Annotated in this window: 24 protein-coding genes and 1 pseudogene; 4 read left to right on the forward strand and 21 right to left on the reverse strand. The window is 70.1% G+C overall.

The features are described 5' to 3' along the window. Nucleotides 1–72: 72 nt before the first annotated feature. From KV381_RS05820 to KV381_RS05870, 11 genes are all read right to left on the reverse strand, one after another. Nucleotides 73–966, reverse strand: a complete 894-nt coding sequence (locus tag KV381_RS05820; protein WP_218784794.1) for a diacylglycerol kinase — start codon at nucleotides 964–966, stop codon at nucleotides 73–75. Nucleotides 967–985: 19 nt separating this feature from the next. Further along, on the reverse strand, nucleotides 986–1,951 hold the full coding sequence (gene tatC, locus KV381_RS05825) for a twin-arginine translocase subunit TatC (protein WP_103538415.1): 966 nt from the start codon (nucleotides 1,949–1,951) through the stop codon (nucleotides 986–988). 48 nt (nucleotides 1,952–1,999) lie between these two features. Beyond that, the gene (tatA, locus tag KV381_RS05830) at nucleotides 2,000–2,296 is read right to left on the reverse strand and encodes a Sec-independent protein translocase subunit TatA (protein ID WP_030088270.1); all 297 of its coding nucleotides are present in this window, start codon (nucleotides 2,294–2,296) and stop codon (nucleotides 2,000–2,002) included. A 217-nt stretch (nucleotides 2,297–2,513) separates the two neighbouring features. Beyond that, nucleotides 2,514–2,711 (reverse strand): hypothetical protein, encoded by a 198-nt coding sequence (locus KV381_RS05835; RefSeq protein ID WP_218784796.1) that lies wholly within the window; start codon nucleotides 2,709–2,711, stop codon nucleotides 2,514–2,516. A 65-nt stretch (nucleotides 2,712–2,776) separates the two neighbouring features. Further along, nucleotides 2,777–3,121, reverse strand: coding sequence for a hypothetical protein (locus KV381_RS05840; protein ID WP_193464088.1), 345 nt, complete (start codon nucleotides 3,119–3,121; stop codon nucleotides 2,777–2,779). A gap of 23 nt (nucleotides 3,122–3,144) precedes the next feature. Further along, a complete protein-coding gene (locus KV381_RS05845; RefSeq protein ID WP_030632368.1) occupies nucleotides 3,145–4,101 on the reverse strand; it encodes a YafY family protein in 957 nt (318 codons plus the stop codon). A gap of 16 nt (nucleotides 4,102–4,117) precedes the next feature. Next, nucleotides 4,118–5,071 (reverse strand): YafY family protein, encoded by a 954-nt coding sequence (locus KV381_RS05850; RefSeq protein WP_218784801.1) that lies wholly within the window; start codon nucleotides 5,069–5,071, stop codon nucleotides 4,118–4,120. Between the two features lie 160 nt (nucleotides 5,072–5,231). Then, entirely contained in the window at nucleotides 5,232–5,603 is a 372-nt protein-coding gene (locus KV381_RS05855; RefSeq protein WP_030088262.1) for an FKBP-type peptidyl-prolyl cis-trans isomerase, read from the reverse strand. A gap of 43 nt (nucleotides 5,604–5,646) precedes the next feature. After that, nucleotides 5,647–6,585 carry an FKBP-type peptidyl-prolyl cis-trans isomerase gene (locus KV381_RS05860; protein WP_218784803.1) on the reverse strand — a complete coding sequence of 313 codons (939 nt, stop codon included), beginning with the start codon at nucleotides 6,583–6,585 and terminating at the stop codon, nucleotides 5,647–5,649. Between the two features lie 150 nt (nucleotides 6,586–6,735). Further along, on the reverse strand, nucleotides 6,736–8,097 hold the full coding sequence (gene pafA, locus KV381_RS05865) for a Pup--protein ligase (RefSeq protein WP_026290808.1): 1,362 nt from the start codon (nucleotides 8,095–8,097) through the stop codon (nucleotides 6,736–6,738). Between the two features lie 9 nt (nucleotides 8,098–8,106). Further along, nucleotides 8,107–9,366 (reverse strand): MFS transporter, encoded by a 1,260-nt coding sequence (locus KV381_RS05870; RefSeq protein WP_030088254.1) that lies wholly within the window; start codon nucleotides 9,364–9,366, stop codon nucleotides 8,107–8,109. A gap of 135 nt (nucleotides 9,367–9,501) precedes the next feature. Between KV381_RS05870 and KV381_RS05875 the strand changes: the two genes are divergently transcribed. After that, nucleotides 9,502–10,545 (forward strand): LacI family DNA-binding transcriptional regulator, encoded by a 1,044-nt coding sequence (locus KV381_RS05875; protein ID WP_218784805.1) that lies wholly within the window; start codon nucleotides 9,502–9,504, stop codon nucleotides 10,543–10,545. A gap of 42 nt (nucleotides 10,546–10,587) precedes the next feature. Here KV381_RS05875 and prcA read toward each other — a convergent pair whose 3' ends face one another. The 6 genes and pseudogenes from prcA to arc all read right to left on the reverse strand — a co-directional run bounded on the left by prcA (nucleotide 10,588) and on the right by arc (nucleotide 16,407). Then, nucleotides 10,588–11,394, reverse strand: a complete 807-nt coding sequence (gene prcA, locus KV381_RS05880; RefSeq protein ID WP_030088250.1) for a proteasome subunit alpha — start codon at nucleotides 11,392–11,394, stop codon at nucleotides 10,588–10,590. A 58-nt stretch (nucleotides 11,395–11,452) separates the two neighbouring features. Then, entirely contained in the window at nucleotides 11,453–12,298 is an 846-nt protein-coding gene (gene prcB / locus KV381_RS05885) for a proteasome subunit beta (protein ID WP_030088248.1), read from the reverse strand. Continuing rightward, nucleotides 12,250–12,441, reverse strand: a pseudogene (locus KV381_RS36345) (endonuclease domain-containing protein); the annotation flags it as partial. The gene prcB and the pseudogene KV381_RS36345, both read right to left, overlap by 49 nt. A gap of 105 nt (nucleotides 12,442–12,546) precedes the next feature. Then, nucleotides 12,547–12,765 carry a ubiquitin-like protein Pup gene (locus KV381_RS05890; RefSeq protein WP_003970166.1) on the reverse strand — a complete coding sequence of 73 codons (219 nt, stop codon included), beginning with the start codon at nucleotides 12,763–12,765 and terminating at the stop codon, nucleotides 12,547–12,549. A 129-nt stretch (nucleotides 12,766–12,894) separates the two neighbouring features. Then, nucleotides 12,895–14,406: a depupylase/deamidase Dop gene (dop, locus tag KV381_RS05895; protein WP_030632380.1), complete on the reverse strand. Its 1,512-nt coding sequence runs from the start codon at nucleotides 14,404–14,406 to the stop codon at nucleotides 12,895–12,897. 234 nt (nucleotides 14,407–14,640) lie between these two features. Beyond that, nucleotides 14,641–16,407: a proteasome ATPase gene (gene arc / locus KV381_RS05900; RefSeq protein WP_030632382.1), complete on the reverse strand. Its 1,767-nt coding sequence runs from the start codon at nucleotides 16,405–16,407 to the stop codon at nucleotides 14,641–14,643. Nucleotides 16,408–16,648: 241 nt separating this feature from the next. On the opposite strand from arc, the gene KV381_RS05905 reads away from it, so the two are divergent. Beyond that, nucleotides 16,649–16,960, forward strand: coding sequence for a ferredoxin (locus tag KV381_RS05905; RefSeq protein WP_030088242.1), 312 nt, complete (start codon nucleotides 16,649–16,651; stop codon nucleotides 16,958–16,960). Nucleotides 16,961–17,011: 51 nt separating this feature from the next. Here the strand turns inward: KV381_RS05905 and KV381_RS05910 are convergent, their stop codons facing one another. The 3 genes from KV381_RS05910 to KV381_RS05920 form a co-directional block, all read right to left on the reverse strand. Next, nucleotides 17,012–17,593: a hypothetical protein gene (locus tag KV381_RS05910; RefSeq protein ID WP_030088240.1), complete on the reverse strand. Its 582-nt coding sequence runs from the start codon at nucleotides 17,591–17,593 to the stop codon at nucleotides 17,012–17,014. 198 nt (nucleotides 17,594–17,791) lie between these two features. Continuing rightward, nucleotides 17,792–18,709: a tRNA (adenine-N1)-methyltransferase gene (locus tag KV381_RS05915; RefSeq protein WP_003970161.1), complete on the reverse strand. Its 918-nt coding sequence runs from the start codon at nucleotides 18,707–18,709 to the stop codon at nucleotides 17,792–17,794. Nucleotides 18,710–18,771: 62 nt separating this feature from the next. After that, complete coding sequence (locus KV381_RS05920) at nucleotides 18,772–20,022, reverse strand: site-2 protease family protein (RefSeq protein ID WP_030088237.1); 1,251 nt, start codon at nucleotides 20,020–20,022, stop codon at nucleotides 18,772–18,774. 177 nt (nucleotides 20,023–20,199) lie between these two features. On the opposite strand from KV381_RS05920, the gene KV381_RS05925 reads away from it, so the two are divergent. Both KV381_RS05925 and KV381_RS05930 read left to right on the forward strand, forming a co-directional pair. After that, the gene (locus tag KV381_RS05925; RefSeq protein ID WP_230543912.1) at nucleotides 20,200–21,045 is read left to right on the forward strand and encodes a PD-(D/E)XK nuclease family protein; all 846 of its coding nucleotides are present in this window, start codon (nucleotides 20,200–20,202) and stop codon (nucleotides 21,043–21,045) included. 11 nt (nucleotides 21,046–21,056) lie between these two features. After that, nucleotides 21,057–21,728 (forward strand): response regulator transcription factor, encoded by a 672-nt coding sequence (locus KV381_RS05930; protein WP_003970158.1) that lies wholly within the window; start codon nucleotides 21,057–21,059, stop codon nucleotides 21,726–21,728. A 93-nt stretch (nucleotides 21,729–21,821) separates the two neighbouring features. On the opposite strand, the gene KV381_RS05935 is transcribed toward KV381_RS05930, so the two are convergent. Then, entirely contained in the window at nucleotides 21,822–23,420 is a 1,599-nt protein-coding gene (locus KV381_RS05935; protein WP_030088233.1) for an ABC transporter substrate-binding protein, read from the reverse strand. Nucleotides 23,421–23,525: the final 105 nt, after the last annotated feature.

Raw genomic sequence — 23,525 nt, forward strand, 5'->3', positions numbered from 1 at the left:
CTCTGACACTCAGCGCGATCTTTAAATGCCCTTGGATCCGCCCCTCGCCCGGCACCCGGCCCGGCACCCCGCTCAGCGGCCGGTGAGCACCCGCACGGCGCCCGGCACGCAGGTGGCGGTGAGCGGCAGCGCGCCCAGCGGTTCGCCGTCCGCGTACGCCGTGACCCCGGCCGCCGCCAGCTCGATCGAGGAGACCCGGTGCACGGTGACGGCGGGGTGGCTCAGATGCGTGCCCCGGTAGACCTTCGGGAAGACCTTGAGCAGCGTGGTGCGGGTGCACTCCCCCACCACGGTCACGTCGAAGAGCCCGTCGTCCATCTCGGCGTCGGCGCAGATCCGCATGCCCCCGCCGTACGTGGTCCCGTTGCCCACCGCGATGAGCGTGGCCTCGATCTCGCGGGCCTCTCCCCCGTCGAGCCGGATCCGGTACGGGATCGGCCTGAAGGCGGCCAGTTCGGCGAGGATCGCGAGGTCGTACTTGAACCGTCCGCCGACGAAGCGCATCCGGTTGCCCCGGTCGTTGACCCGGGAGTCGAACCCGGAGGCGAGGACGGAGCCGAACCAGCGGTCCCCGACCCGGCCGAGGTCGATGTCGCGGTGGCCGCCCTCCTTGAGCGCCCGCGCCGCAAGCCGTCCGGCGGCGGCCGGGTCGCGGATCGGCAGCCCCAGCGCGCGGGCGAAGTCGTTGCCGGTGCCGACGGCGACGACGCCCAGCGGCGTAATCGTCCCCGCGACGGCCTGAAGGGCGAGGGACATCAGCCCGTCCCCGCCCACGGCTATCAGCGCCCCGGTCCCCGCCGCGACGGCCTCGCGGGCCCGGCGCAGGGCGTCGTCGGCATCCTCGCCCAGCACCGTACGGACGGAGAATCCGGCGTCCCGCAACGCGGAAGCGGCCGGCTGCGCGGCGTGCGCGCCCCGGCCGCGTCCTGCGGTGGGATTGACGAAGAGGGTGATCTCGCTGGTCACCCTTCCGGACCCTACAAGGTCAGGTGATGTCGTCGTAACCGTTGAGCCGCTGTGATCCGGGTCCGTCCGCCTCACCGGATGCCTGCTCCGGAAGCGCCCGGCGCGGGGCCGCGACAGGCTCCACACCGTCGACGGGCTCGGGCGTCAGATCGAGATCCGAGGCCTCGTCGTCACTGAGCTCGGCGTCGGGGTTGTTGCGGTTGCGGCGCTTGTCGTTCAGCAGCGAGAAGCCGACGGCGATGAAGTAGAGGAGCGCGAGCGGACCGGCCAGCAGCAGCATCGAGATGGGCTCGCCGCCGGGGGTGGCGATGGCCGCGAAGGCGGTGAGGCCGACGATCATGCCGCGCCACCAGGTGAGCATCCGCTTCCCGGAGACGATGCCCGTCATGTTCAGCGCGATGAGCAGCAGGGGCAGCTCGAAGGCGAGCCCGAAGACGATCACCATGCGGACGAGCAGGTCCAGATAGCTGTCGAGCCCGATCTGGTTCTGCACGTCGTCGGGGCTGAACCCGAGCATGATCTCGGCGGTCTGCGGCAGGATCGCGTAGGCGAGGTAGGCGCCGCCGGCGAAGAGCGGTGCGCCGACGACCGCGAAGGCATAGGCGTAACGCTTCTCGCCCTTGTGCAGACCCGGGGCGACGAACGCCCAGAGCTGGTAGAGCCAGACCGGGGTCGCCAGCAGCACACCGGACATCAGCGCGACCTTGAGCGCGTTGGTGAACGGTCCGATCAGGGTGTCCGTCTTCAGCAGCGCGCAGGACTTGCCGTCGACGGTGGTGACCACGCCGTTCTTGCAGCCGACGGACTCCTGGATCGGAGCCAGAAGGAACTCGTAGATCTCCTTCTGGTAGAACGCCGCCACGATCATCACCACGATGATCGCGAGCACGGCCTTCAGCAGCCGGTTACGCAGCTCACGCAGGTGATCGAGGAGGGGCATCCGCCCTTCGTCGTCCTTCTCCTGCTTGCGGGCAGACTTGAGCAACCCACTTCCCTCGTCTCGTGCGGCGGCTGTCGGCGGAGCGCGTCAGCGTCAGCTCTGGGTGGTGGGCTTGGCCTCGTTGACCGGGCGGGAGCTGGTGACGTCTCCCGGGGCGGCCTGGATGGTGCGCGCGGTGGTGGACTGCGGGGGGACCGTGTCGTCGACGGTCTCCGTGGTGGGCGTCGCGGTCGCCGCGTCGTCCTTCTTCATGGCCTTGGCCTCGCTCTTGAGGATGCGGGCCGACTTGCCGAGCGAACGCGCCATGTCGGGAAGCTTCTTGGCACCGAAGAGCAGCAGGATGACAGCGATGATCAGAACGATCTCGAGGGGCTTCAGATTGCCGATCATGTGCGACTTCCTTCTCACTGAGGCGGCTGGAGGTGGGCTCGCTACCCGTTCGACCGGGCATACGTCCGATCATTGCGCTTGGCAGCGATCGTAACCCGCGGGAGTAAACGCGAGGCAATGCCCGTGCGTACTCCGGCTTGCGGCCCGCACCTCCCTGCCTGGGCCGACCCATGCAGCGTACCCCCCGGTGCGGTCGAACATCAGGCCCCCGGGACCGTTATCGCAGGCCGTCACCGGTGGCCGCGAGGCGGGTGGCGGCCCGTTCCAGGTCCTCCGACGCCCGGTTGATCCGCTCGGTGGTCACCGTGACCTGGCGGCCGAGACGCCGGGCCTCGACGAAGACCTTGATGCCGAGGACACTGAGCACGGCGATGCCCAGGAATCCGAGGGCGATGGCGAGCATGGGCCAGAACATACGGCGGTGCCTCTTCCTACGGGCTTCCCGCGGGCGCCGTGGTCGGGCGGCCCCGGGGGCGGGAGCTACAGGGCGGTGTGCAGACGCAGGGTCCGTACGCCGCCGCCGGTGAGCAGTTCGATGATGCGCTCCCCGGCCGGTTTACGGACCGAGGCGCCGCACTCGGGGCAGGTGAAGGTGTAGAAGGTGGTGCGGCGGGTGGCGCCGATCGCCAGGCGCAGTGCGGCGGCGGCCAGCTCGAAGCGCCCGCGGCAGTCGGGGCAGGCGGCCCGGAAGCGCACGGCGGCGGGCACCGGTACGGGTACGGGACCGGTGCTGGTGCCCGGCCGGGGCGCCGGGCGTATCCCGGTGGCGGACAGCGCCTCCGGGCGGACTCCGGTGGTGGCCGGGAACAGGGTCGTCCGGTTCATCGTCGTCTCCCTCTCCCGGGCCCTCAGACCGCGGTCTCGTAGGCGGCGAGCGCCTCGCGGGCGGCCGCGCGGGCGCTGTCCGCGAGCTCCGGCGGGGTGACGATGCGGCCGTCACCGCCGAGCCGCAGGGCGAGCCGGCGCAGCGAGGCCGGGTCGGGGGTGCGCAGGGTGATCCGCAGGCCGCCGTCGGGGAGTTCCTCGGCGGAGTCGTGCGGGTAGTACTCGGCGACCCAGCGCCCGCCGGTGCCGACCTCGATCACGACCTCCGGGTCCTCGGCGGCGGGCTGGACCAGCCCGGCGGAGAGGTCGCGCAGCTCCAGCTCGGGCGGGGCGGCGGGGGCGTCGAGGAGGCGGATCTCGGCGACCCGGTCCAGCCGGAAGGTCCGGCGGGCCTCGGAGAGCCGGCACCAGCCCTCCATGTAGGTGTGGCCGACGGCGAAGAGCCGGATCGGGTCGACCTCGCGCTCGGTGAGTTCGTCGCGGGCGGGCGAGTAGTAGCGCAGCCAGAGCCGGCGGCGCTCGGAGATGGCCCGGTCGACGTCGGCGAAGACGCCGCCCTCGGCCTCGAAGGTCACCGAGAGCCGGGAGCTGGCCGCGCCGGACTCGCCGGCGGCCGTCTCCAGCTTGGCGGTGGCGCGGACGAGGGCGTCCCGGTCGCTCTCGCGCAGTCCGGGCAGGGTGGCGACGGCACGGGCGGCGACGAGCAGCGCGGTGGCCTCGTCGGCGGCGAGCCGGAGCGGCTCGGCGACGTCGTCCGGGTTGTGCCACCAGATGCGGTCGCCGTCGGTGTCGATGTCGAGGAGGTCGCCGCCGCGGAAGCTGGTGCCGCACATCGGCAGGACGTCGAGGTCCGAGATCAGCTCGTCCTCGGTGATCCCGAAGGCCCGGGCCACGTCCTGGACGTGGGCGCCGGGGCGCTCGCGCAGATACGTCACCAGGGAGAGCATCCGGCGGGTCTGGTCGATCGCGTTCGTGGCCATCGTTTTTTCCCTGCCCCTAGTCCTTGGCCACGGCGCGGAGCCGGTCCACCACATCGGCCCGCAGATCGGCGGGTTCCTCCACGACGACGTCCGGGCCGAACTCGACGAGCCAGGCGTCGAGGCCGTGTCCGTACGGGATCTCCAGCTCGTCCCAGCCGTCGCCGCGTTCCCGGACGGCGCTCGCGCGCGACCGCAGCGGGTAGCCGGCTCCGGCGCGGAGCCTGATCCGGGCGGTCCGGGTCGCGGTCTCGCCGGCCCAGCTCTCGACGGTCTCGCGGACGGTGACCGCGTCGGGCACCTCGGCGCTGAAGGCTCCGGCACGGGAGCGGACCTTGCCGGTGATGCGGGAGAGCCGGAAGACGCGTTCGGCGCCGCGCTCACGGTCCCAGCCGGCCAGATACCAGTGGCCGCGCCAGCATTCGAGGGTCCAGGGTTCGACCTGGCGCTGTTCGGCGCGGGCGGAGTTGGCCTTGCGGTAGTCGAAGGTGACGGGGCGGCGGTCGCGGCAGGCGAGCATCAGGGGCTCGAAGGCGGCCTCGTGGACGGGGATGCGGGGTTCGAGGGCGCTGTGCACCTCGTAGTCGTCCTCGGCCTCGGGCATTCCGGCGGCGCGCAGCTTCTGCAGGGCGCCGCTGGCGGCTCCGGCGAGGCGGGCCTGCTGCCAGACCTTGGCGGCGAGACCGAGGGCGGCGGCCTCCTCGGCGTCCAGGGTGATGGGGGGCAGCCGGTTGCTGTCGCGGCGGGCCAGGTAGCCGGTGTCGCCGTCGAGGTTCTCCACGGTCTCGATGACGAGGCCGAGTTCGCGCAGATCGTCCTTGTCGCGCTCGAACATCCGGTTGAAGGAGTCGTCGGAACCCGCTTCGAGGTAGGCCTCGATGGATCCGCGGAGTTCGCGCTTGCTGAGCGGGCGCCGGGTCCCCAGCAGGCACAGCGCGAGGTTCATCAACCGCTCGGCCTTGGCAATCGCCATCGACGCCCTTTCTCTTGTCGCTACGACCGTCGACCGTACCGCCCCGGGAGGTCGGGACCAAAGCCGGGCCGCGGACCGCGGAGCGGCGGAACGCGCCGCCGGACAGCGAGGAGGGCCCCCGCCGTGCGGCGGGGGCCCTCCTGCGTGGAACCGGAACGGATCAGACCGCGACGAGGTCGCAGACGAAGATCAGCGTCTCACCGGGGGCGATCTTGCCGCCGGCGCCGCGGTCGCCGTAGGCGAGGTGCGCGGGGATGGTCAGCTGGCGACGGCCGCCGACCTTCATGCCCTGCACGCCCTGGTCCCAGCCGGCGATGACCTGGCCGCCGCCGAGCCGGAACTGCAGCGGGGTGCCGCGGTTCCAGGAGCTGTCGAACTCCTCGCCGGTGGAGAAGGACACGCCCACGTAGTGGACGGAGACGTTCTGGCCGGCCTGGGCCACCGCGCCGTCGCCCTCCCAGATGTCCTTGATCTCCAGATCGGCCGGCGGCTCGCCGCCCGGGAAGTCGACCTCGGGCTTCTCGATGCTCACTGAACTGCTCCTCTTACTGATGAACTGGGCAACCGGGACAGTCTTACACCTTGGCCAGGATGTCCACGGCGAAGACCAGGGTGGAGTTCTTCGGGATGGCCTGCTGCTGCTGGTCACCGAAGGCCTGGTCCGGCGGGATGACGAGCAGCACGCGGCTGCCGACCTTCTTGTCGATCAGACCGCTCTTCAGGCCCTTGAGGGTGACCTGGGACAGCGGGAAGGTCTGGGTCTTGCCCGTGGTGTACGTGTTGTCGAACTCCTTGGCGCCCTTCCAGATCATGCCGACGTAGTTCACGACGACGCTGTCGGACTCCTTGACGACCTCGCCGTCGGACTCCAGGACGTAGTTGGAGACGAGCTTCTTCGGCGGGTCGCTCGCGGGGATGGTGACCGTCGGAGCCTTGCCGTCGGTCTTCACGCCGACCTTGGGCAGGTCGATGTTGTCCTGGGCCACTTCGGTGCCCTTGGCGGAGGCCGGGATCTGGGTGGCCTTCAGGATGTCGACGACGAACACCAGGGTGGCGTTGGGCTTGATGTCGCCCTGGCCCTGCTCGCCGTAGCCGAGCTCCGGCGGGATGACCAGCTCGACGCGGCTGCCGACCTTCTGGCCGACCAGGCCCTTGTCCCAGCCCTGGATGACCATTCCGGCGCCGAGCGTCAGGTCGAAGGGCTGCTTGCGGTCGAAGCTGTTGTCGAACGGCTTGGTCGAGTCCCAGGCCTGGCCGAGGTAGTTGACCTGGATCGCGTCGCCGTTCTTGAGCTTCGCGCCGTCGCCCTCGCTGATGACCTCGGTCTTCAGCTCCTTGGGCGGGTCGCCCTCGCCCTTGGAGAGGGTGGGCTTCTCTCCGACCTTGGCGCCCGCGGTGATCGCGGGGACGCCGTTCTTGGACGAGGCGGAGTCGGAGGCCTTGTCGTCGCTGCCGCACGCCACTGCCGACAGCAGCAGGAGGGGGGCGAGAAGAAGGCCGGCAATTCGGCGCACTGGTTCCTCAGATCTCAGGGGGCACGGTGATTCGGTCCCGTAACACTCTAGGCCCTCCGATTCGGTTGGAGCCGGACCTCGCACGGACGGCCCCGGCCCCCAGGACCGGTGGGTCCTGGGGGCCGGGGCCGTGATGCGGGTCGCCCTTGGTCACATGCCGGCGATCAGCTTCTCCACCCGCTCGTCCACGGAGCGGAACGGGTCCTTGCACAGCACCGTGCGCTGCGCCTGGTCGTTGAGCTTGAGGTGGACCCAGTCGACGGTGAAGTCCCGCCGCTGCTCCTGGGCCCGGCGGATGAAGTCGCCGCGCAGCCGTGCCCGGGTGGTCTGCGGGGGCACCGACTTGCCCTCGAAGATCTTGAGGTCGTTGCAGATGCGGGCGGTCTGCCCCTTGCGCTCCAGGAGGTAGAAGAGGCCACGGCGGCGGTGGATGTCGTGGTAGGCGAGGTCTATCTGGGCGACCCGCGGGTTCGACATGGTCATGTTGTGCTTGGCCCGGTACCGCTCGATGAGCTTGTACTTCATGACCCAGTCGATCTCGGTGTCGATCCGGTCGAGGTCCTCGGCCTCGATCGCGTCCAGGGTGCGGCCCCACAGCTCCAGGACCTGGTCGACGGTGCCGGTGCGGATGCCCCGGCGCTCGACGAAGTCCACGGCCTTCTCGTAGTACTCCCGCTGCACCTCGATGGCCGAGGCCTCCCGGCCGCTGGCCAGGCGCACCTTGCGCTGCCCGGTGAGGTCGTGGCTGACCTCGCGGATCGCCCGGATCGGGTTCTCCAGGGTCAGGTCGCGCATCACCGTGCCCGCCTCGATCATGCGGAGCACCAGGTCGGTGGCGCCGACCTTGAGCAGCATGGTCGTCTCGGACATGTTGGAGTCACCGACGATGACGTGGAGGCGGCGGTACCGCTCGGCGTCGGCGTGGGGTTCGTCGCGGGTGTTGATGATCGGCCGGGAGCGGGTGGTCGCGGAGCTGACGCCCTCCCAGATGTGTTCGGCACGCTGGCTGACGCAGTAGACCGCGCCGCGCGGGGTCTGGAGCACCTTGCCCGCGCCGCAGATCAGCTGCCTGGTGACGAGGAACGGAATGAGGATGTCCGCGAGCCGGGAGAATTCTCCGTGCCGGGCCACGAGGTAGTTCTCGTGGCAGCCGTAGGAGTTTCCCGCCGAGTCGGTGTTGTTCTTGAAGAGATAGACGTCGCCCGCGATTCCCTCCTCGTGCAGGCGGCGTTCGGCGTCGACGAGCAGGCCTTCGAGAATGCGCTCGCCCGCCTTGTCGTGCGTGACCAGTTCGGTCACGTTGTCGCATTCGGGGGTTGCATATTCCGGATGCGATCCCACGTCGAGGTAGAGGCGGGCGCCGTTCCGCAGAAAGACGTTGCTGCTGCGGCCCCATGACACAACACGGCGGAAGAGGTAGCGCGCCACTTCGTCAGGTGACAGTCGGCGCTGTCCCCTGAACGTGCACGTGACGCCGTACTCGTTCTCCAGCCCGAAAATGCGGCGGTCCATGACTGAACATTACGCCTTATGGCCCGAGCTGAAACCGGGTTCGACGGCACCGTTTCGATCATTTTCCGATCCCGTCACGACGGCGGCCGTACGGGCGGGAGCCGCCAGTACCCTCCCGGTGGCCAGGAGGACCACCAGGGCGGCCACTCCCCCGGCCCCCGCCACGGCGAAGCTCCAGGCGGTCGAGCCGAGTTCGACGGCCGGTCCGGCGACGGCCGTACCGGCCGCCGCGCCTACGCCGAACGTGGTGACGAGCCAGGAGAACGCCTCGGTCACCGTGCCCCGCGGGGCGTGCCGGTCGACCACGATGAAGGAGCAGGCGATGGCCGGCGCGAGGAACACTCCGGCGAGGGCCGCGAAGGCGGTCATGACGGGCACGGAAGGGGTGAGCGTCAGCGGCAGATAGCCCAGCGCCAGCAGCCCGACGATGACCCGCAGCCGCTTCTCCGGCGCACCGGCCCACTGCCGCGCCCCGTAGACCAGGCCGCCGATCAGCGCACCGAGGCCGAGCGCGGCCATCAGCCAGCCGTACACCGACTCCCGGCCGTGGTCGTCCGCGTAGGCCACTCCGGCCACCGTGATGGAGCCGAGGGCGAGTCCGACGAAGAAGAACGCGCCGAGCAGGGCGAGGAGTCCGGGCGAGCGCAGCGCGCCGAGCCAGTGCGCCTCGCGGGGTGCGGAGCGCCAGGTGCGCGAGGGCTCGGAGAGGACGACCGAGAGCGCGCCGAGGACGCCGATGGCGTTGATGACGAGCAGGGCGGCGGCCGGGGACCAGAGCGAGACGAGCAGCGTCACCAGGAGCGGTCCGACGGTGAACATGATCTCCTGCGCGACGGCGTCCATGGCGTAGGCCCGGTGCACCTGCCCCTCGCCCTTGAGGACGCTGGGCCACAGGGCCCGCAGGCCGCCCTCCAGGGGCGGTGTGGCGACTCCGGCGATGATGACGGCGAGGTAGGCCAGCGGGAGCGAGCCGAGGCCGGTGAGGGCCAGCAGGGCCATGCCGAGCGCGGAGAGCACGGCGGCCGGGAGCTGGACGCGCGGCTGCCCGTACAGGTCCACCGCGCGGCCGAGCAGCGGCTGCCCGACGGCGGTGGCCAGACCGTACGCGGCGGCGAGCGCGCCGGCCAGGGTGTAGCTGCCGCCCTCGGCCCGGGTGAACAGCACGATCGCGATGTGCGCGGTGCCGTTGGGCAGCCGCCCCACCAGGGTGCCCGTCAGCAGCCGGGCGGCATGCCGCGCCCGGAGGATGTCCAGATATCCCGCGGCCATTCCCGCCCCTCTCCGCCTCGGCGGGCCGCGCGGCCCGCCGAGGTGTTACGTATAACGTCGAGGCTCATACGTACCATGTGCGCAGTTCGCGGGTCCACCTCGCGGCGTTACGGAACATCCCGCACGGAGGCACGAGTGACCAGCGCGCAGCAGCCCGTCCCCGCCCGGCCCACCAGCCGTGACGTGGCCCGTGCGGCGGGCGTCTCCCAGGCGACGGTCTCGCTGGTGCTCGGCGGGAAGTGGCCCGGCCGGGTGTCGGAAGTCACCGCCCAGCGGGTCCGGGACGCGGCGGCGGAGCTCGGCTACCGGCCCAATCTGGCGGCCCGCAGTCTGCGGCTCGGCAGCACCAGGACGGCGCTGCTGGTGGTTCCGGCGCTCACCAACGAGTTCTTCGCCCGGGTGTACGCCGGGGCCGCGGCACTCGCCGCCGAGCACGACTTCGGCGTGGTGCTCTACCCCTCGCCCGACGGCACGGGACCGGCCCGGGACCCGTTCGCCTCGGCCCGCGCGGCGCTCGACGGCGTCATCGCGTCCTCGATGGCCGCCGAAGCGCTGGGCGCGCTGCACGGGGCGGATCTGCCGCTGGTGATGCTGGACAGCGACCCGTCGGACACCGGGCCCGCCGCCCATGTGAACCTCGACATCGCGGACGGGATGCGGCAGGTGACGGACCATCTGCTGGGCCTCGGTCACCGCCGCTTCCTGCATCTGGCGTCCGCCGTGGACACCTGGACTTTCGCCGTGCGCGCCGGGGCGCTGCAGGACGCGCTGGGCGCGCTGGGCGCGGCGGGGGACGCGACGGTACGCACCGTACGGGCCCCGCTGGACGTACGGGCGGGGCGCGAGGCGGTGGAACAGGCGCTGGCGGCCACCGGGGAGCGGCCCACCGCGATCGTCTGCGACGACGACATCCTGGCCGCCGGCGCCTGCAAGGCGGCCCGCAGACTCGGGCTGCGGGTGCCGGACGAGCTGTCGGTCACCGGATTCGACGATCTGGCGCTGGCCACCGCGCTGGAACCGGAGCTGACCACGGTGCGGCTGCCGGCCGAGCAGGTCGGCGAGCGGGGCATGGAGGCGCTGCTCGCCGTGCTGGACGGCCGCCCCGCCCGGCCCGGGGGTCTGCCGGTCCGCCTCGTCGTACGCGGCTCCACGGCGCCGCCGCCCGCCGACCGGACATGACGGTGCCCCCGGGCCGGAACCCGGGGGCACCTGAGGTGCTGCCTACTTCTCCGTCTCCTCCGTGGAGCCGGACGCGCTGCCGGTGTCCTTATCGGTGGAGTCGCCGTCCTCGGCGTCGGACGGGGCGTCCGTGGGCGTGCTGGCCGCGGCTTCCGTCTCCAGCAGCCGGGCCAGCTGACGGCCGACGATCCGCTTGAACTTGCGCTGCTGGGGGCGGGTGCGGTCCAGGACCGCGACCTCCAGCCGCTCCGCGGGGATCTCCCGCTCGCCGCCGCCCGGCTCCCGCGAGAGCGCCTGGACGGCCAGCTTGAGCGCCTCGGCGAGGGTCATGCCGTCGCGGTGGCGCTGGTCGAGGAAGCTGCTGATCTGCTCGGCGTTGCCGCCGACCGCGACCGAGCCGTGCTCGTCCACGATCGAACCGTCGTGCGGCAGCCGGTAGATCTGGTCGCCCTCGGCCTCGCTGCCGACCTCGGCGACCACCAGCTCCACCTCGTACGGCTTCTCGGCCGCACTGGAGAAGATGGTGCCGAGCGTCTGGGCGTAGACGTTGGCCAGCCCACGGGCCGTCACATCGTCGCGGTCGTAGGTGTATCCGCGCAGATCGGCGTAGCGCACGCCGCCGATGCGGAGGTTCTCGTACTCGTTGTACTTGCCGGCGGCCGCGAAGCCGATCCGGTCATAGATCTCGCTGAACTTGTGCAGCGCACGGGACGGGTTCTCGCCGACGAACACAATGCCGTCGGCATACTGCAGCACGACGAGGCTGCGACCACGGGCGATGCCCTTGCGGGCGTATTCCGCCCGGTCGGCCATGGCCTGCTGGGGTGAGACATAGAACGGCGTCGACACCGGTTATCCGTCCCTTTCTGTCAGTGACGAGTGCGTCTGGGGAGGCTCGGGGCCCGGATCAGAGCAGCGCGGCGCGCGGGCCGTCGGGCTGCTCGAGTCGGCGTTCCAGGACGGAGCGCGCGATCTCGCCGGACTCCTGGTCGGTCAGCCTCCGGAAACCCTCGTCGGTGATGACGGTGAGGATCGGGTAGATGCGGCGGGCCACGTCCGGGCCGCCGGTCGCCGAGTCGTCGTCCGCCGCGTCGTACAGCGCCTGTACGACCAGGGTGAGGGCCTGGTCCTGCGTCAGGTCCTCGCGGTAGAGCTTCTTCATGGCGTTGCGGGCGAAGATCGACCCGGAACCGGTGGCGGCGTAGCCGGTCTCCTCGGAGCGGCCGCCGGTGACGTCGTAGGAGAAGATGCGGCCCTTGTCGCGGTCGACGTCGTAACCCGCGAAGAGGGGCACCACGGCGAGGCCCTGCATGGCCATGGCGAGGTTGCTGCGGATCATGGTGGAGAGCCGGTTGGCCTTGCCCTCCAGGGAGAGCTGCGCGCCCTCGACCTTCTCGAAGTGCTCCAGCTCCAGCTGGAACAGCTTGACCATCTCCACGGCCAGTCCGGCGGTGCCGGCGATGCCCACCGCCGAGTACTCGTCGGCCGGGAAGACCTTCTCGATGTCGCGCTGCGCGATCATGTTGCCCATGGTGGCGCGCCGGTCACCGGCCAGGACCACACCGCCCGGGAAGGACGCCGAGACGATGGTCGTCCCGTGCGGCGCCTCGATGGCCCCCTGGAGCGGCGGAAGGCTCCGGTTGCCCGGGAGCATCTCGGGCGACTGGTCGGACAGGAAGTCCATGAACGAGGACGAACCCGGCGTCAGGAAGGCAGCTGGTAGACGCCCGGTGCTACGAGTGTTGGCTTCCACGCGTTTCCCTCCAGGTATGCGATGGCCCTGCGCAAGAAAGTCAGGATCATCCCCCAACTTGCCGATGGCCGAATTGCCGTTGAAGCAAGTACTACGCCACGGACCCTACCCGCCCGGCGGGAGTGATCCACATGTTCGGCGGGGGTTATCCGCACCGATCCGGCGGCCCGCCGAGCAGGCCCGGCCGGCGGGCGGGGTGACGACGGACGCCGCCACCCCGCCCCCTATCCGACGTTCACACCGGTGAACTACTGCCCACCCTTTTGAACGAAGGAACGGACGAAGTCCTCGGCGTTCTCTTCGAGGACGTCGTCGATCTCGTCCAGAACCGAGTCGACATCGTCGCTCAGCTTCTCCTGGCGTTCCGCGAGGTCCTCGGACGCCTGCGCGTCCTGCGCCTGCTCCTCGACCTCCTCGGTGGAACGCGTCGCCTTCTGCTGTCCGCCGCCGGTGTCCTTGGTCGCCATGTAGCTCACCCCGCTCGGTTCGAAGCAATCGAAGCTCTTGATCAGACCCTACCCACGGGGTCCGACATTTGGCCCGGTAGTTGTTCAACGTCCGGGCCTCGGGTGATTGATTCCCAGCCCGGAGGCCTTTCAGCCGCCCGACAGCGTCCGGACCAGCTCTTCCGCCGTACGGCAGCGGTCCAGCAGGTCCTTGACGTGTTCCTTCGTCCCGCGCAGCGGCTCCAGGGTGGGCACCCGCTGCAGGGAGTCGCGGTCGGGCAGGTCGAAGATCACCGAGTCCCAGGAGGCCGCCGCCACGTCGTCGGCGTACTGCTCCAGGCAGCGGCCCCGGAAGTAGGCCCTGGTGTCCTCCGGAGGCTTCGCACGGGCCCTGGTGACGTCGTCCTCGTCCAGGAGGCGCTTCATCTTCCCGCGGGCCGCCAGACGGTTGTAGAGGCCCTTGTCGGGCCGTACGTCCGCGTACTGGAGGTCCACCAGATGCAGCCGGGGGGCGTCCCAGTCCAGCGAATCGCGGCGGCGGTAGCCCTCCATGAGCTCCCGCTTGGCGATCCAGTCCAGCTCGCCCGACAGGCTCATCGGATCCGTCTCCAGCCGGTTGAGCGTGTCCTCCCAGCGGGTCAGGATGTCCTTGGTCTGTTCGTCGGCGTCCGCGCCGTACCGCTCGTCGACGTATTTGCGGGCCAGCTCGAAGTACTCCATCTGCAACTGGACCGCGGTGAGTGTCCGGCCGCTGCGGAGCGTGATCAGCTGCCGCAGATCCGGGTCGTGGGAGACCTGGTGCAGGGTGCGTACGGGCTGGTCGACCGCGAGGTCGACGTTGATGAAGGCGTCCTCGATCATGGAGAGCACCAGGGACGTGGTGCCGAGCTTGAGATAGGTGGAGATCTCCGAGAGGTTGGCATCGCCGATGATCACATGGAGCCGGCGGTACTTCTCCGCGTCGGAGTGGGGCTCGTCCCGGGTGTTGATGATGGGGCGCTTCAGCGTGGTCTCCAGACCGACCTCGACCTCGAAGTAGTCGGCGCGCTGACTGATCTGGAAGCCGTGCTCGTGGCCGTCCTGGCCGATGCCGACCCGGCCCGCGCCCGTGACGACCTGGCGTGAGACGAAGAACGGCGTCAGATGGCGCACGATGTCCGAGAACGGCGTCTCCCGCTGCATGAGGTAGTTCTCGTGCGTGCCGTAGGAGGCGCCCTTGTTGTCGGTGTTGTTCTTGTAGAGGTGGATCGGCTGGGCGCCGGGGATGGCGGCCGCCCGCTCGGCGGCCTCCGCCATGATCCGTTCGCCGGCCTTGTCCCAGAGCACCGCGTCACGCGGATTGGTGATCTCCGGGGAGCTGTATTCGGGGTGCGCGTGGTCGACGTACAGCCGGGCGCCGTTGGTGAGGATGACATTGGCCAGGCCGATGTCCTCGTCGGTGAGCTGGCTGGAGTCGGCGGTCTCCCGGGCGAGGTCGAAGCCTCGCGCGTCACGCAGCGGGTTCTCCTCCTCGAAGTCCCAGCGGGCGCGTCGCGCCCGGTGCATCGCCGCCGCGTAGGCGTTCACGATCTGGGACGAGGTGAGCATGGCATTGGCGTTGGGGTGGCCGGGGACGGAGATCCCGTACTCCGTCTCGATGCCCATTACTCGCCGTACGGTCATGCGGCCCTCCTTGCCCGGCGTCGGTCCCGTCCGGGAGCGACGCTCAAGTACCGCTGCTGAGTCCGGTGCGTGTGCGGTGCCCGTCACCGCACTGCGCGACTCGGCGGTACCGCAGAGCCTAGAGCGCCTCTGCGCCGGTGGGGAGCTCCATTACGACATTGCTCCGGCATGGCCGGAACGGGGGAATGCGACCGGCTGCGGAGTCCCTGAGGACTTCCGCAGCCGGTCCGTGTATTACAGGTACTGGCCGGTATTGGCCACCGTATCGATGGAGCGTCCGGTGTCCGCGCCCTGCTTTCCGGTGACGAGTGTGCGGATGAAGACGATCCGCTCACCCTTCTTACCGGAAATCCTGGCCCAGTCGTCCGGGTTGGTGGTGTTCGGCAGGTCCTCGTTCTCCTTGAACTCGTCCACGCAGGCCTGCAGGAGATGAGCCACCCGCAGCCCCTTCTGGCCCTGTTCCAGGAATGCCTTGATGGCCATTTTCTTTGCCCGGTCGACGATGTTCTGAATCATCGCGCCGGAGTTGAAGTCCTTGAAGTACAGGACTTCCTTGTCGCCGTTGGCGTACGTCACCTCGAGGAAGCGGTTCTCCTCGGACTCCGTGTACATCCGCTCCACGACCGACTGGATCATGGCGTGGGCGGCGGCCTCCCGCGAGCCGGTGTGCTCGGAGAGGTCGTCCGCGTGCAGCGGGAGCGACGGGGTGAGGTACTTCGCGAAGATGTCCTTCGCCGCCTCGGCGTCCGGACGCTCGATCTTGATCTTCACATCGAGACGGCCGGGGCGCAGGATGGCGGGGTCGATCATGTCCTCGCGGTTGGAGGCGCCGATGACGATGACGTTCTCCAGGCCCTCCACCCCGTCGATCTCGGCGAGCAGCTGCGGGACGATGGTGTTCTCCACGTCCGAGCTGACGCCGCTGCCGCGGGTGCGGAAGAGGGATTCCATCTCGTCGAAGAAGACGATGACGGGGGTACCCTCGCTCGCCTTCTCCCGGGCACGCTGGAAGACCAGGCGGATGTGCCGCTCGGTCTCGCCGACGTACTTGTTGAGGAGCTCGGGGCCCTTGATATTGAGGAAGTAGCTCTTCCCCGCGGGCTGCCCGGTGACCTCGGCGACCTTCTTGGCGAGCGAATTGGCGACGGCCTTGGCGATGAGCGTCTTGCCACAGCCGGGCGGTCCGTAGAGCAGGATGCCCTTCGGCGGGCGCAGCTCGTGTTCCTTGAAGAGGTCGGGGTGCAGATACGGAAGCTCGACCGCGTCGCGGATCAGCTCGATCTGGTCGCCCAGGCCGCCGATCTTGTCGTAGTCGATGTCCGGGACCTCTTCGAGGACGAGTTCCTCGACCTCGCTCTTGGGCACCACCTCGTAGACGTAACCCGACCTGGAGTCCAGGAGCAGGGCGTCGCCGGCGCGGATGGTGATGTCCAGCAGCGGCTCGGCGAGCCGCACCACCCGCTCCTCGTCGGTGTGCCCGACCACCAGGGCACGCTCGCCGTCCTCGAGAATCTCCTTGAGGGTGACGATGTCCCCGGCCCGCTCGAACTCCATGGCCTCGACCACGTTGAGCGCTTCGTTGAGCATGACCTCCTGGCCACGCCGGAGGTCCTCGAGCTCGACACTGGGGCTGACGTTCACCCGGAGCTTGCGGCCCCCGGTGAAGATGTCGCAGGTGCCGTCCTCGTTGGCCTGCAGGAAGACGCCGAAGCCGGCCGGCGGCTGCGCGAGCCGGTCGACCTCTTCCTTGAGGGCCACGATCTGGTCACGCGCCTCACGGAGCGTGTTGGCGAGCCGCTCGTTCTGTGCGGACACGCCTGCCAGGTTCGTCTGCAACTCGACGATCCGCTCTTCGAGAATCCTCGTGTGACGCGGAGAGTCGGCGAGCTTACGTCGCAGGACGGCGATTTCCTGCTCGAGATAGGCAACCTGGCCGGCTGGGTCCTCGGACCCTCGCGCGGGCCGGATGCCGCGGTTGATGTCGTCGTCGTGGGCTGCCACGGTCCTCACCTCCTCCATGGGGAGCTGGACGCTTCCTGACCCTACCTGGGTGGGTGGTGATTGAAACCCCTAGATCACAAAGACTGCGGGGTGTGTCCGATCTTCACCCTTGCGCTCTCCCTCACGTCAAGGGAATACCCACCCTTCGCCACCGGAAAGCCGCCGGTTGTATCGTCGAACTGTTCAACACCCGTCAGGGCTTGGCTCCATTTGGTTCGGATACGCAGGAACGGCAGGACACATGACCGTGCAGCAGGACTCGCCGGGCGACAGTGGCACGCAGGACCTGGAGGTCTGGATCGACCAGGACCTCTGTACGGGCGACGGCATCTGTGTGCAGTACGCCCCCGACGTCTTCGAGCTGGACATCGACGGCCTGGCGTATGTGAAGAGCTCCGACGACGAGCTGCTGCAGGACCCCGGGGCGACCACTCCGGTGCCGCTGCCGCTCCTCCAGGACGTCGTGGATTCGGCCAAGGAGTGCCCTGGGGACTGCATCCACGTGCGGCGCGTCAAGGACAGCGTCGAGGTGTACGGGCCGGACGCCGACTAGTCGGCCGGGGCCCATCGCCCGGACGGCGGGAGCCGTGCCGCGCGGCGGCGCTCAGACGCTGCGGGCGAGGTCTCCGGAGGTGCGGACGAACGCGTTGCCCTTCCACCGCCAGGAGGCCTGTTCCTCCTGGTCGGGGCAGCAGCGGGGCACCTCCAGCGAGGAGTAGCCGAGGAGGGTCGCCGAGACGACGCCGTTCCGTACGGCGAAGTCCCCGACCGTCTTCTTGTCAGCGGGGTCCACCAGGGTCGCCACGACCCGGGGTGCGGCCCCGCTCGCCTGTGTCAGGACGTAGATGCCGCCGGGCGGGGTGCCCGATCCGGCGGCGCAGTGCACCACGGCGACGGTTTCCGGCCGCCCGTCGCCGTCGAGGTCCCCGGGGGCCTGTTTCGCGACCGTCGTCCCGGCGCCGCCGCACTCCAGCGGGAAGTCCACCCCGGCCGGGTCCGGGGCGGGCACGGGAGCGCCGTGCTGCGTGGTGGTCCGCTGCTCGGGGGCCGTGGCGGTCGCGGTGGCCGTACGGGGCTGGAGCAGCCCGGCCAGGGCGACGACGCCCGCCATCGCCGCGGCCGTGGCGAGCCAGTGCACCGGCTTGGCGGCGGTGTGGGCGAGCTCCGGGAGCGCGGGGGTCTGCACGCGGTATGTCTCCTGATGGTTCCTGGAAGCCCGGTGAGGGGGTGGGAACACCCCCGAGGGGTGGCCAGCATCGTGCCACACCTCACACCCGGGCGGAACGGCGGGGTATCGACGAATGAGGTCTCAACGAAAAGGCGCCGCCGCGCAGTTCCCCGGTCGGTCGGGGAACCGCACGGCGGCGCCGGTGCGTTGTCCGGGTCAGCCGCGGTCGGCGGCGGAGCCTCCGCGGCTCTGGCTGCCCGGTCCCTCGTAGTCCTCGCCGTAGGCGCCCTTGGACGGGCGGCGGCGGCGCAGCGGCGGCTCGACGCCGTCCGCGAGGCGGCGGGCGGTGACCAGGAAGCCGGTGTGGCCGATCATCCGGTGGTCGGGGCGGACGGCGAGGCCTTCCACGTGCCAGTTGCGGATCATCGACTCCCAGGGCTGCGGTTCGGCGAAGCAGCCGATCTCGCGGATGGACTCGACGGTGCGCGAGAGCTGGGTGGTGGTGGCCACGTAGGCGCAGAGGATGCCGCCGGGCACCAGGGCCTTGGAGACGGCCTCCAGGCACTCCCAGGGGGCGAGCATGTCCAGCACGACGCGGTCGACGTCGGTGTCGGAGAGGTTGTCCTGGAGGTCGCCGACGGTCAGCTGCCAGGCGGGGTGCGGCGAGCCGAAGTAGCGCTCGACGTTCTGCTGGGCGATCTCGGCGAAGTCCTCGCGGCGCTCGTAGGAGTGCAGCATGCCCTGCTCACCGATGGCGCGCAGCAGGAAGGTACTGAGCGAGCCGGAGCCGACCCCGGCCTCCACGACGCGGGCGCCGGGGAAGATGTCGGCGAAGGCCAGGATCTGCCCCGCGTCCTTGGGGTAGACCACGGCGGCGCCGCGGGGCATGGACAGGACGTAGTCGGGGAGCAGGGGGCGCAGCGCGAGATAGGCGACGTTTCCCGTGGTGCGGACAACACTGCCCTCGGGAGCACCGATCAGCTCGTCGTGCGGGAAAGAACCCTTGTGGGTGTGGAAGTTCTTTCCGGCTTCGAGCGTGAAGGTGTAGTGGCGGCCCTTGGGGTCGGTGAGCTGTACCTGGTCCCCGACCTTGAAGGGCCCGCGTCGGCGGGCGGCACCGGTCGGTTCAGACATGCGACCAGCCTACCGGTGATTCCGGGCCCTCCTGCCGCTGCTCCCCCGCCGGGACAGGGCTGTCAGGCTTCGGGGCGGGCCATGGCCTTGACGAAGGCGCGCTCCACGTCGGCGGTGGAGAGGACTCCGTAGATCTGGCCGGTCTCCTCGACCACCAGGTACTCGGTGGCGGGGGTGGCCTTGAGCCGGTCCAGGAGGGCTTCGCCGGCCAGTTCCGCGGGGACCTTCATGCCGTCGGTGAGGTCCTGGGCGAGGCCGCTGACGGCGACCCAGGGGCGGCGGTGTTCGGGGACACCGACGATGGCGGCCTCGCGGACGACGCCCTTGGGGTTGCCCTGTCCGTCGACGACGACCAGCGCGCGGGCGCCTGCCTCGTTGGCCCGGCGCAGCGCCTCGGAGAGCGGGGTGGCGGACTCGACGGGGACGGCGCGGCGGGTCAGGGTGCGGGCCCGGAGGTCGGGCAGGTGCTCGCGGAGGCGGGCCATCCGCAGGCTGTTCCCGGCGCCGGTCCAGATGATGGCGGCGAGGATCGCGGCGAGCAGCGCGTCCATGACGGTCTCGACGCCGCCGATGTCCTGGGCGGAGCCGCCGAGCGCTCCGGTGTGGGTGAGCAGCGGCAGTCCGACGAGGACGACGACGGCGAGGCCGCGGCCGACCCAGGCGGCGGCGATGGTGCCGCTCATGGGCTTGCCGGTGATCTTCCAGACGACGGCGCGGAGCATCCGGCCGCCGTCCAGGGGCAGGCCGGGCAGCAGGTTGAACGCGGCCACGATGAGGTTGGAGATCATCAGGCCCGCGAGCAGGACGCCGGGGACCGTGCCGGGCTCGACGAACTGCATCGCGCCGTAGAAGACACCGCCGAGGACCAGGGACAGGAGCGGTCCGACGAAGGCGAGGACGAACTCGCGGCCGGGTGTCTCGCTCTCCTTCTCGATCTCCGAGACGCCGCCGAAGAACTGGAGCTGGATGCGACGGACCGGGAGCTTGTAGCGCAGCGCGGCGACCGTGTGGGCCAGTTCGTGGACGAGTACGGAGGCGTAGAAGGCGATGGCGAAGAACAGCGCGACGAGATAGCGGGCGGCGCCGAGCTCGGGCAGCACGCGGTCGAGCTGCCCGCCGAACACCCAGGTGATCAGTGCGGCGACGACGAACCAGCTGGGGGCGACGTAGACGGGCACGCCGAAGGGACGGCCCATGAGCAGGCCGCCGCCGGGTTCCGCGGGGCGTTTCGGCTTGCCGTTGTCGGGGTCGGTGCCGGGGGCCGTTCCCCCTGCGCCGGGCTGCGGCCGCCCGCTGTCGCCGCTCTCGTCCACGGGGTCCCTTCGGTTCGGTGAGTGGCCTTTGCCACGATCATGCAGTGTGCGAGGGTCTGCCGTCGATGGTATGCCGCTGACTGTCAGTGGCGGGCCGTAGGGTCTGGAGACATGACTTCCGTGCCGCGGCCGCCCCGGCCGCCTTCGTCCCTGTCGCCGTCGCGGGCGAGCGATTTCATGCAGTGCCCCTTGCTCTACCGCTTCCGGGTCATCGACAGGCTGCCGGAGAAGCCCAGCGAGGCGGCTACCCGCGGCACACTGGTCCATGCGGTGCTGGAGCGGCTCTTCGACGCCCCGGCGGCCGACCGTACGGCGCCGCGGGCGCGGGCGCTGATCCCCGGCCAGTGGGACCGGCTGCTGGAGTCGAGGCCGGAGCTGGGCGAGCTGTTCGCGGAGGACAGCGAGGGCGAGCGGCTGACGCGCTGGCTGGGCGAGGCGGAGCAGCTGGTGGAGCGGTGGTTCTCGCTGGAGGACCCGACGCGTCTCGAGCCGGCGGAGCGCGAGCTGTTCGTGGAGACGGAGCTGGAGTCGGGGCTGCGGCTGCGCGGGGTGATCGACCGGGTGGACGTCGCGCCGAGCGGTGAGGTCCGGATCGTCGACTACAAGACGGGCAAGGCGCCTCGGCCGGAGTATTCCGACGGGCCGCTGTTCCAGATGACGTTCTACGCGCTGGTGATCTGGCGGCTGAAGGGCGTCGTGCCGCGCCGGCTCCAGCTGGTCTATCTGGGCAGCGGGGACGTCATGACGTACGACCCGGTGATCGCGGACCTGGAGCGGGTGGAGCGCAAGCTGCTGGCGCTGTGGGACGCGATCGCGCTGGCGACGGAGACCGGTGACTGGCGGCCCCGGCCGACGAAGCTGTGCGGCTGGTGCGACCACCGGGCGGTGTGTCCGGAATTCGGCGGGACTCCCCCGGTCTATCCGCTGTCCGTCCGCCCGGCGGACCCGGGTGAGGATGGCCAGGGCAGAATGGGACCGGTCCGGGCCGAGGCCGGCCGAGCCGTGGCCCTTGAGGGCCCTTAAGGAGTGTTCCTGTGGCGATCCGCGTCCTTCTGGTCGATGACCAGCCTCTGCTGCGCACCGGTTTCCGGATGATTCTGGAGGCCGAAGGCGATCTGGCGGTGGTCGGTGAGGCCGGTGACGGTCTGCAGGCCATCGATCAGGTGCGGGCGCTGCAGCCCGATGTGGTGCTGATGGACATCCGGATGCCGCGGATGGACGGGGTGGAGGCGACCCGTCAGATCACCGGCCCCGGGAAGGACGGCCCGGCGAAGGTGCTGGTGCTGACCACCTTCGATCTCGACGAGTACGTGGTGGAGGCGCTGCGTGCGGGGGCGAGCGGCTTCCTGCTGAAGGACGCTCCGGCGGCCGAGCTGGTGCAGGCGATCCGGGTGGTGGCGGCGGGCGAGGCGATGCTCGCGCCGAGCATCACGCGCCGGCTGCTCGACAAGTACGCGGACCATCTGCCGTCCGGCGAGGACCCGGTGCCGGACGCCCTGCACACATTGACGGACCGTGAGGTCGAGGTGCTGAAGCTGGTGGCGCGAGGGCTGTCCAACGCGGAGATCGCGGCGGATCTGTTCGTCAGCGAGACGACGGTCAAGACGCATGTGGGCCATGTGCTCACGAAGCTGGGCCTGCGCGACCGGGTGCAGGCCGCTGTGTACGCGTACGAGAGCGGGCTGGTGCGCCCCGGCGCGCAGTAGCGGCCCCCACGACGAAGTCCCCGTACGACGAAGCCGTCCGGCCCGTCCGTCCTGTTTCCAGGAGGGCGGGCCGGACGGCTTTCCGGCCGGGTCTCAGACGCTGGGCCGGTTGAGCTCCCAGAGCTGGAGCTCGGAGGTGGCGCTGACGGAGCGCTCCACCCCGGCGATGCCGTCGCGGGAGGCGACGTACTGCTTGCCCTGCCAGATCGGAAGGACCGGCACATCGGTGGCGACGATGTCCTGGAGCTTCTCGTAGGTGACGGCGGCGGCGGTGCGGTCGGCCTCGCGGCGGGACTGCGGGATGAGGACCTTCTGCGCCTCGCGCGAGCGGTAGGGCGAGTTGAGGAAGTTGTTCGCGTCCAGGAAGGGCGCGGTGTAGTTGTCCGGGTCCGGGAAGTCGGGGAACCAGCCCATGCCGTAGGCCGCGTAGTCGCCGCGCTTCTGCTCGGGGCGGTACTTCGACCACTCCTCGCCCTTGACGGAGACGTCGAAGAGGCCGGAGCTGTTCAGCTGCTGCTGGAGCGCCTTGAACTCCTCGGCGGTGGCCGAGCCGTAGTGGTCGTTGGTGTAGTGCAGGGTGAACTTCACCGGCGTCTTGATCCCGGCGTCGCGGAGGATCGTCGCGGCCTTGGCGGTGCTGGGTTCGCCGTACTTGTTGAAGAAGGCGTTGGTGTGCCCGGCGATGCTGGAGGGGATCAGCGAGTAGAGCGGTTCGGCGGTGGTGCCGTACACCTTGCCCGCGATCTCGCCCCGGTCGATGATCTGCGCCATGGCCTGCCGGACGGACTTGTTGACCACGGGGTCCTTGGTGTTGAACCCGAGGTAGCTGATGGCCAGGCCGGGCATCTCGGTGAGCTCGATGCCCTCCTTCGGCTTCACGAGCATGTCGTGGGCCTGCTCGGGCGACATCGCCCGGGTCATCATGTCGATCTTCTTCTCGTCGAGCGCCTTGCCCATGGCCTCGGCGTCGGGGAAGAGGTCCATCTCGACCTTGTCGTTGAGCACCTTCAGCTCGCCCTTGTACGAGGGGTTCTTGGTGAAGGAGATCTTGACCACCCGGCCGTCCTCGACCTGCGGCTTCATGGTGTACGGGCCGGAGCCGTCGACCTGGAATCCGGTGCGCGCCTCCTTCGCCGGGTACTGCGCCTTCGGGACGATGCCTGCGGCGGGGGTGGCGAGCTTGTACGGGAAGGTCGCGTCGGGCGTGTTCAGGTGGAAGATCACCTGGTCGTCGCCCTTGGTCTCGATCATGTCGATGTTGGCGAGCAGACCGACCGGCCCGCTGTCCGCGTCGATGTCGATGACGCGCTGGATGGAGTGCTTCACGTCCTCGGCGGTGACGGGCGTCCCGTCGGCGAAGGTGAGGCCCGCGCGCAGGGTGCAGCGGTAGCTCTCGTTCGCGGTGTCGGTGAAGGTGCAGCTGCGGGCGGCCTCGGGCACCGGCTCGCCGCCGCCGTTGGGCACTGCGGTCAGGGTCTGCACGGTCTGCCGCAGGACGTTCCAGACGCCCGCTTCGTAGCCGATGGCCGGGTCGAGCGGCGCGGGGTTCTCCTTGGAGGCCACGACCTGGTCCGTGGTGCCGACGACGATGGCTCCGTTGCCACCGGCGCCGCTGTCCGCGCTGCCGCAGGCGGCGAGCACGGGGGCGAGCAGGCCGACGACGGCCGGCAGCACCAGGGTCTTGCGGTTCATCTGGACGTTCTCCCTCATCCCGGCAGGTGAGGAATCAAAGTTAGTAGCCGCCGGTGGCCGCTCCGACCGCGTGGCGGGCGGCTCACGCTCCCCCGGCGACCACGG

Origin of the sequence: Streptomyces sp. WY228, assembly GCF_019287315.1 — a bacterium.
Classification (GTDB): domain Bacteria; phylum Actinomycetota; class Actinomycetes; order Streptomycetales; family Streptomycetaceae; genus Streptomyces; species Streptomyces caviscabies.

Excerpts from the sequence above, each read along its gene's own strand:
- tatA (WP_030088270.1), bottom strand. The coding sequence starts at position 2,296 with ATGATCGGCAATCTGAAGCCCCTCGAGATCGTTCTGATCATCGCTGTC.
- KV381_RS05835 (WP_218784796.1), bottom strand. The coding sequence starts at position 2,711 with ATGTTCTGGCCCATGCTCGCCATCGCCCTCGGATTCCTGGGCATCGCC.
- KV381_RS05840 (WP_193464088.1), bottom strand. The coding sequence starts at position 3,121 with ATGAACCGGACGACCCTGTTCCCGGCCACCACCGGAGTCCGCCCGGAG.
- KV381_RS05845 (WP_030632368.1), bottom strand. The coding sequence starts at position 4,101 with ATGGCCACGAACGCGATCGACCAGACCCGCCGGATGCTCTCCCTGGTG.
- KV381_RS05850 (WP_218784801.1), bottom strand. The coding sequence starts at position 5,071 with ATGGCGATTGCCAAGGCCGAGCGGTTGATGAACCTCGCGCTGTGCCTG.
- pafA (WP_026290808.1), bottom strand. The coding sequence starts at position 8,097 with ATGGACCGCCGCATTTTCGGGCTGGAGAACGAGTACGGCGTCACGTGC.
- KV381_RS05870 (WP_030088254.1), bottom strand. The coding sequence starts at position 9,366 with ATGGCCGCGGGATATCTGGACATCCTCCGGGCGCGGCATGCCGCCCGG.
- KV381_RS05890 (WP_003970166.1), bottom strand. The coding sequence starts at position 12,765 with ATGGCGACCAAGGACACCGGCGGCGGACAGCAGAAGGCGACGCGTTCC.
- dop (WP_030632380.1), bottom strand. The coding sequence starts at position 14,406 with ATGACCGTACGGCGAGTAATGGGCATCGAGACGGAGTACGGGATCTCC.
- KV381_RS05905 (WP_030088242.1), top strand. The coding sequence starts at position 16,649 with ATGACCGTGCAGCAGGACTCGCCGGGCGACAGTGGCACGCAGGACCTG.
- KV381_RS05915 (WP_003970161.1), bottom strand. The coding sequence starts at position 18,709 with ATGTCTGAACCGACCGGTGCCGCCCGCCGACGCGGGCCCTTCAAGGTC.
- KV381_RS05925 (WP_230543912.1), top strand. The coding sequence starts at position 20,200 with ATGCAGTGCCCCTTGCTCTACCGCTTCCGGGTCATCGACAGGCTGCCG.
- KV381_RS05935 (WP_030088233.1), bottom strand. The coding sequence starts at position 23,420 with ATGAACCGCAAGACCCTGGTGCTGCCGGCCGTCGTCGGCCTGCTCGCC.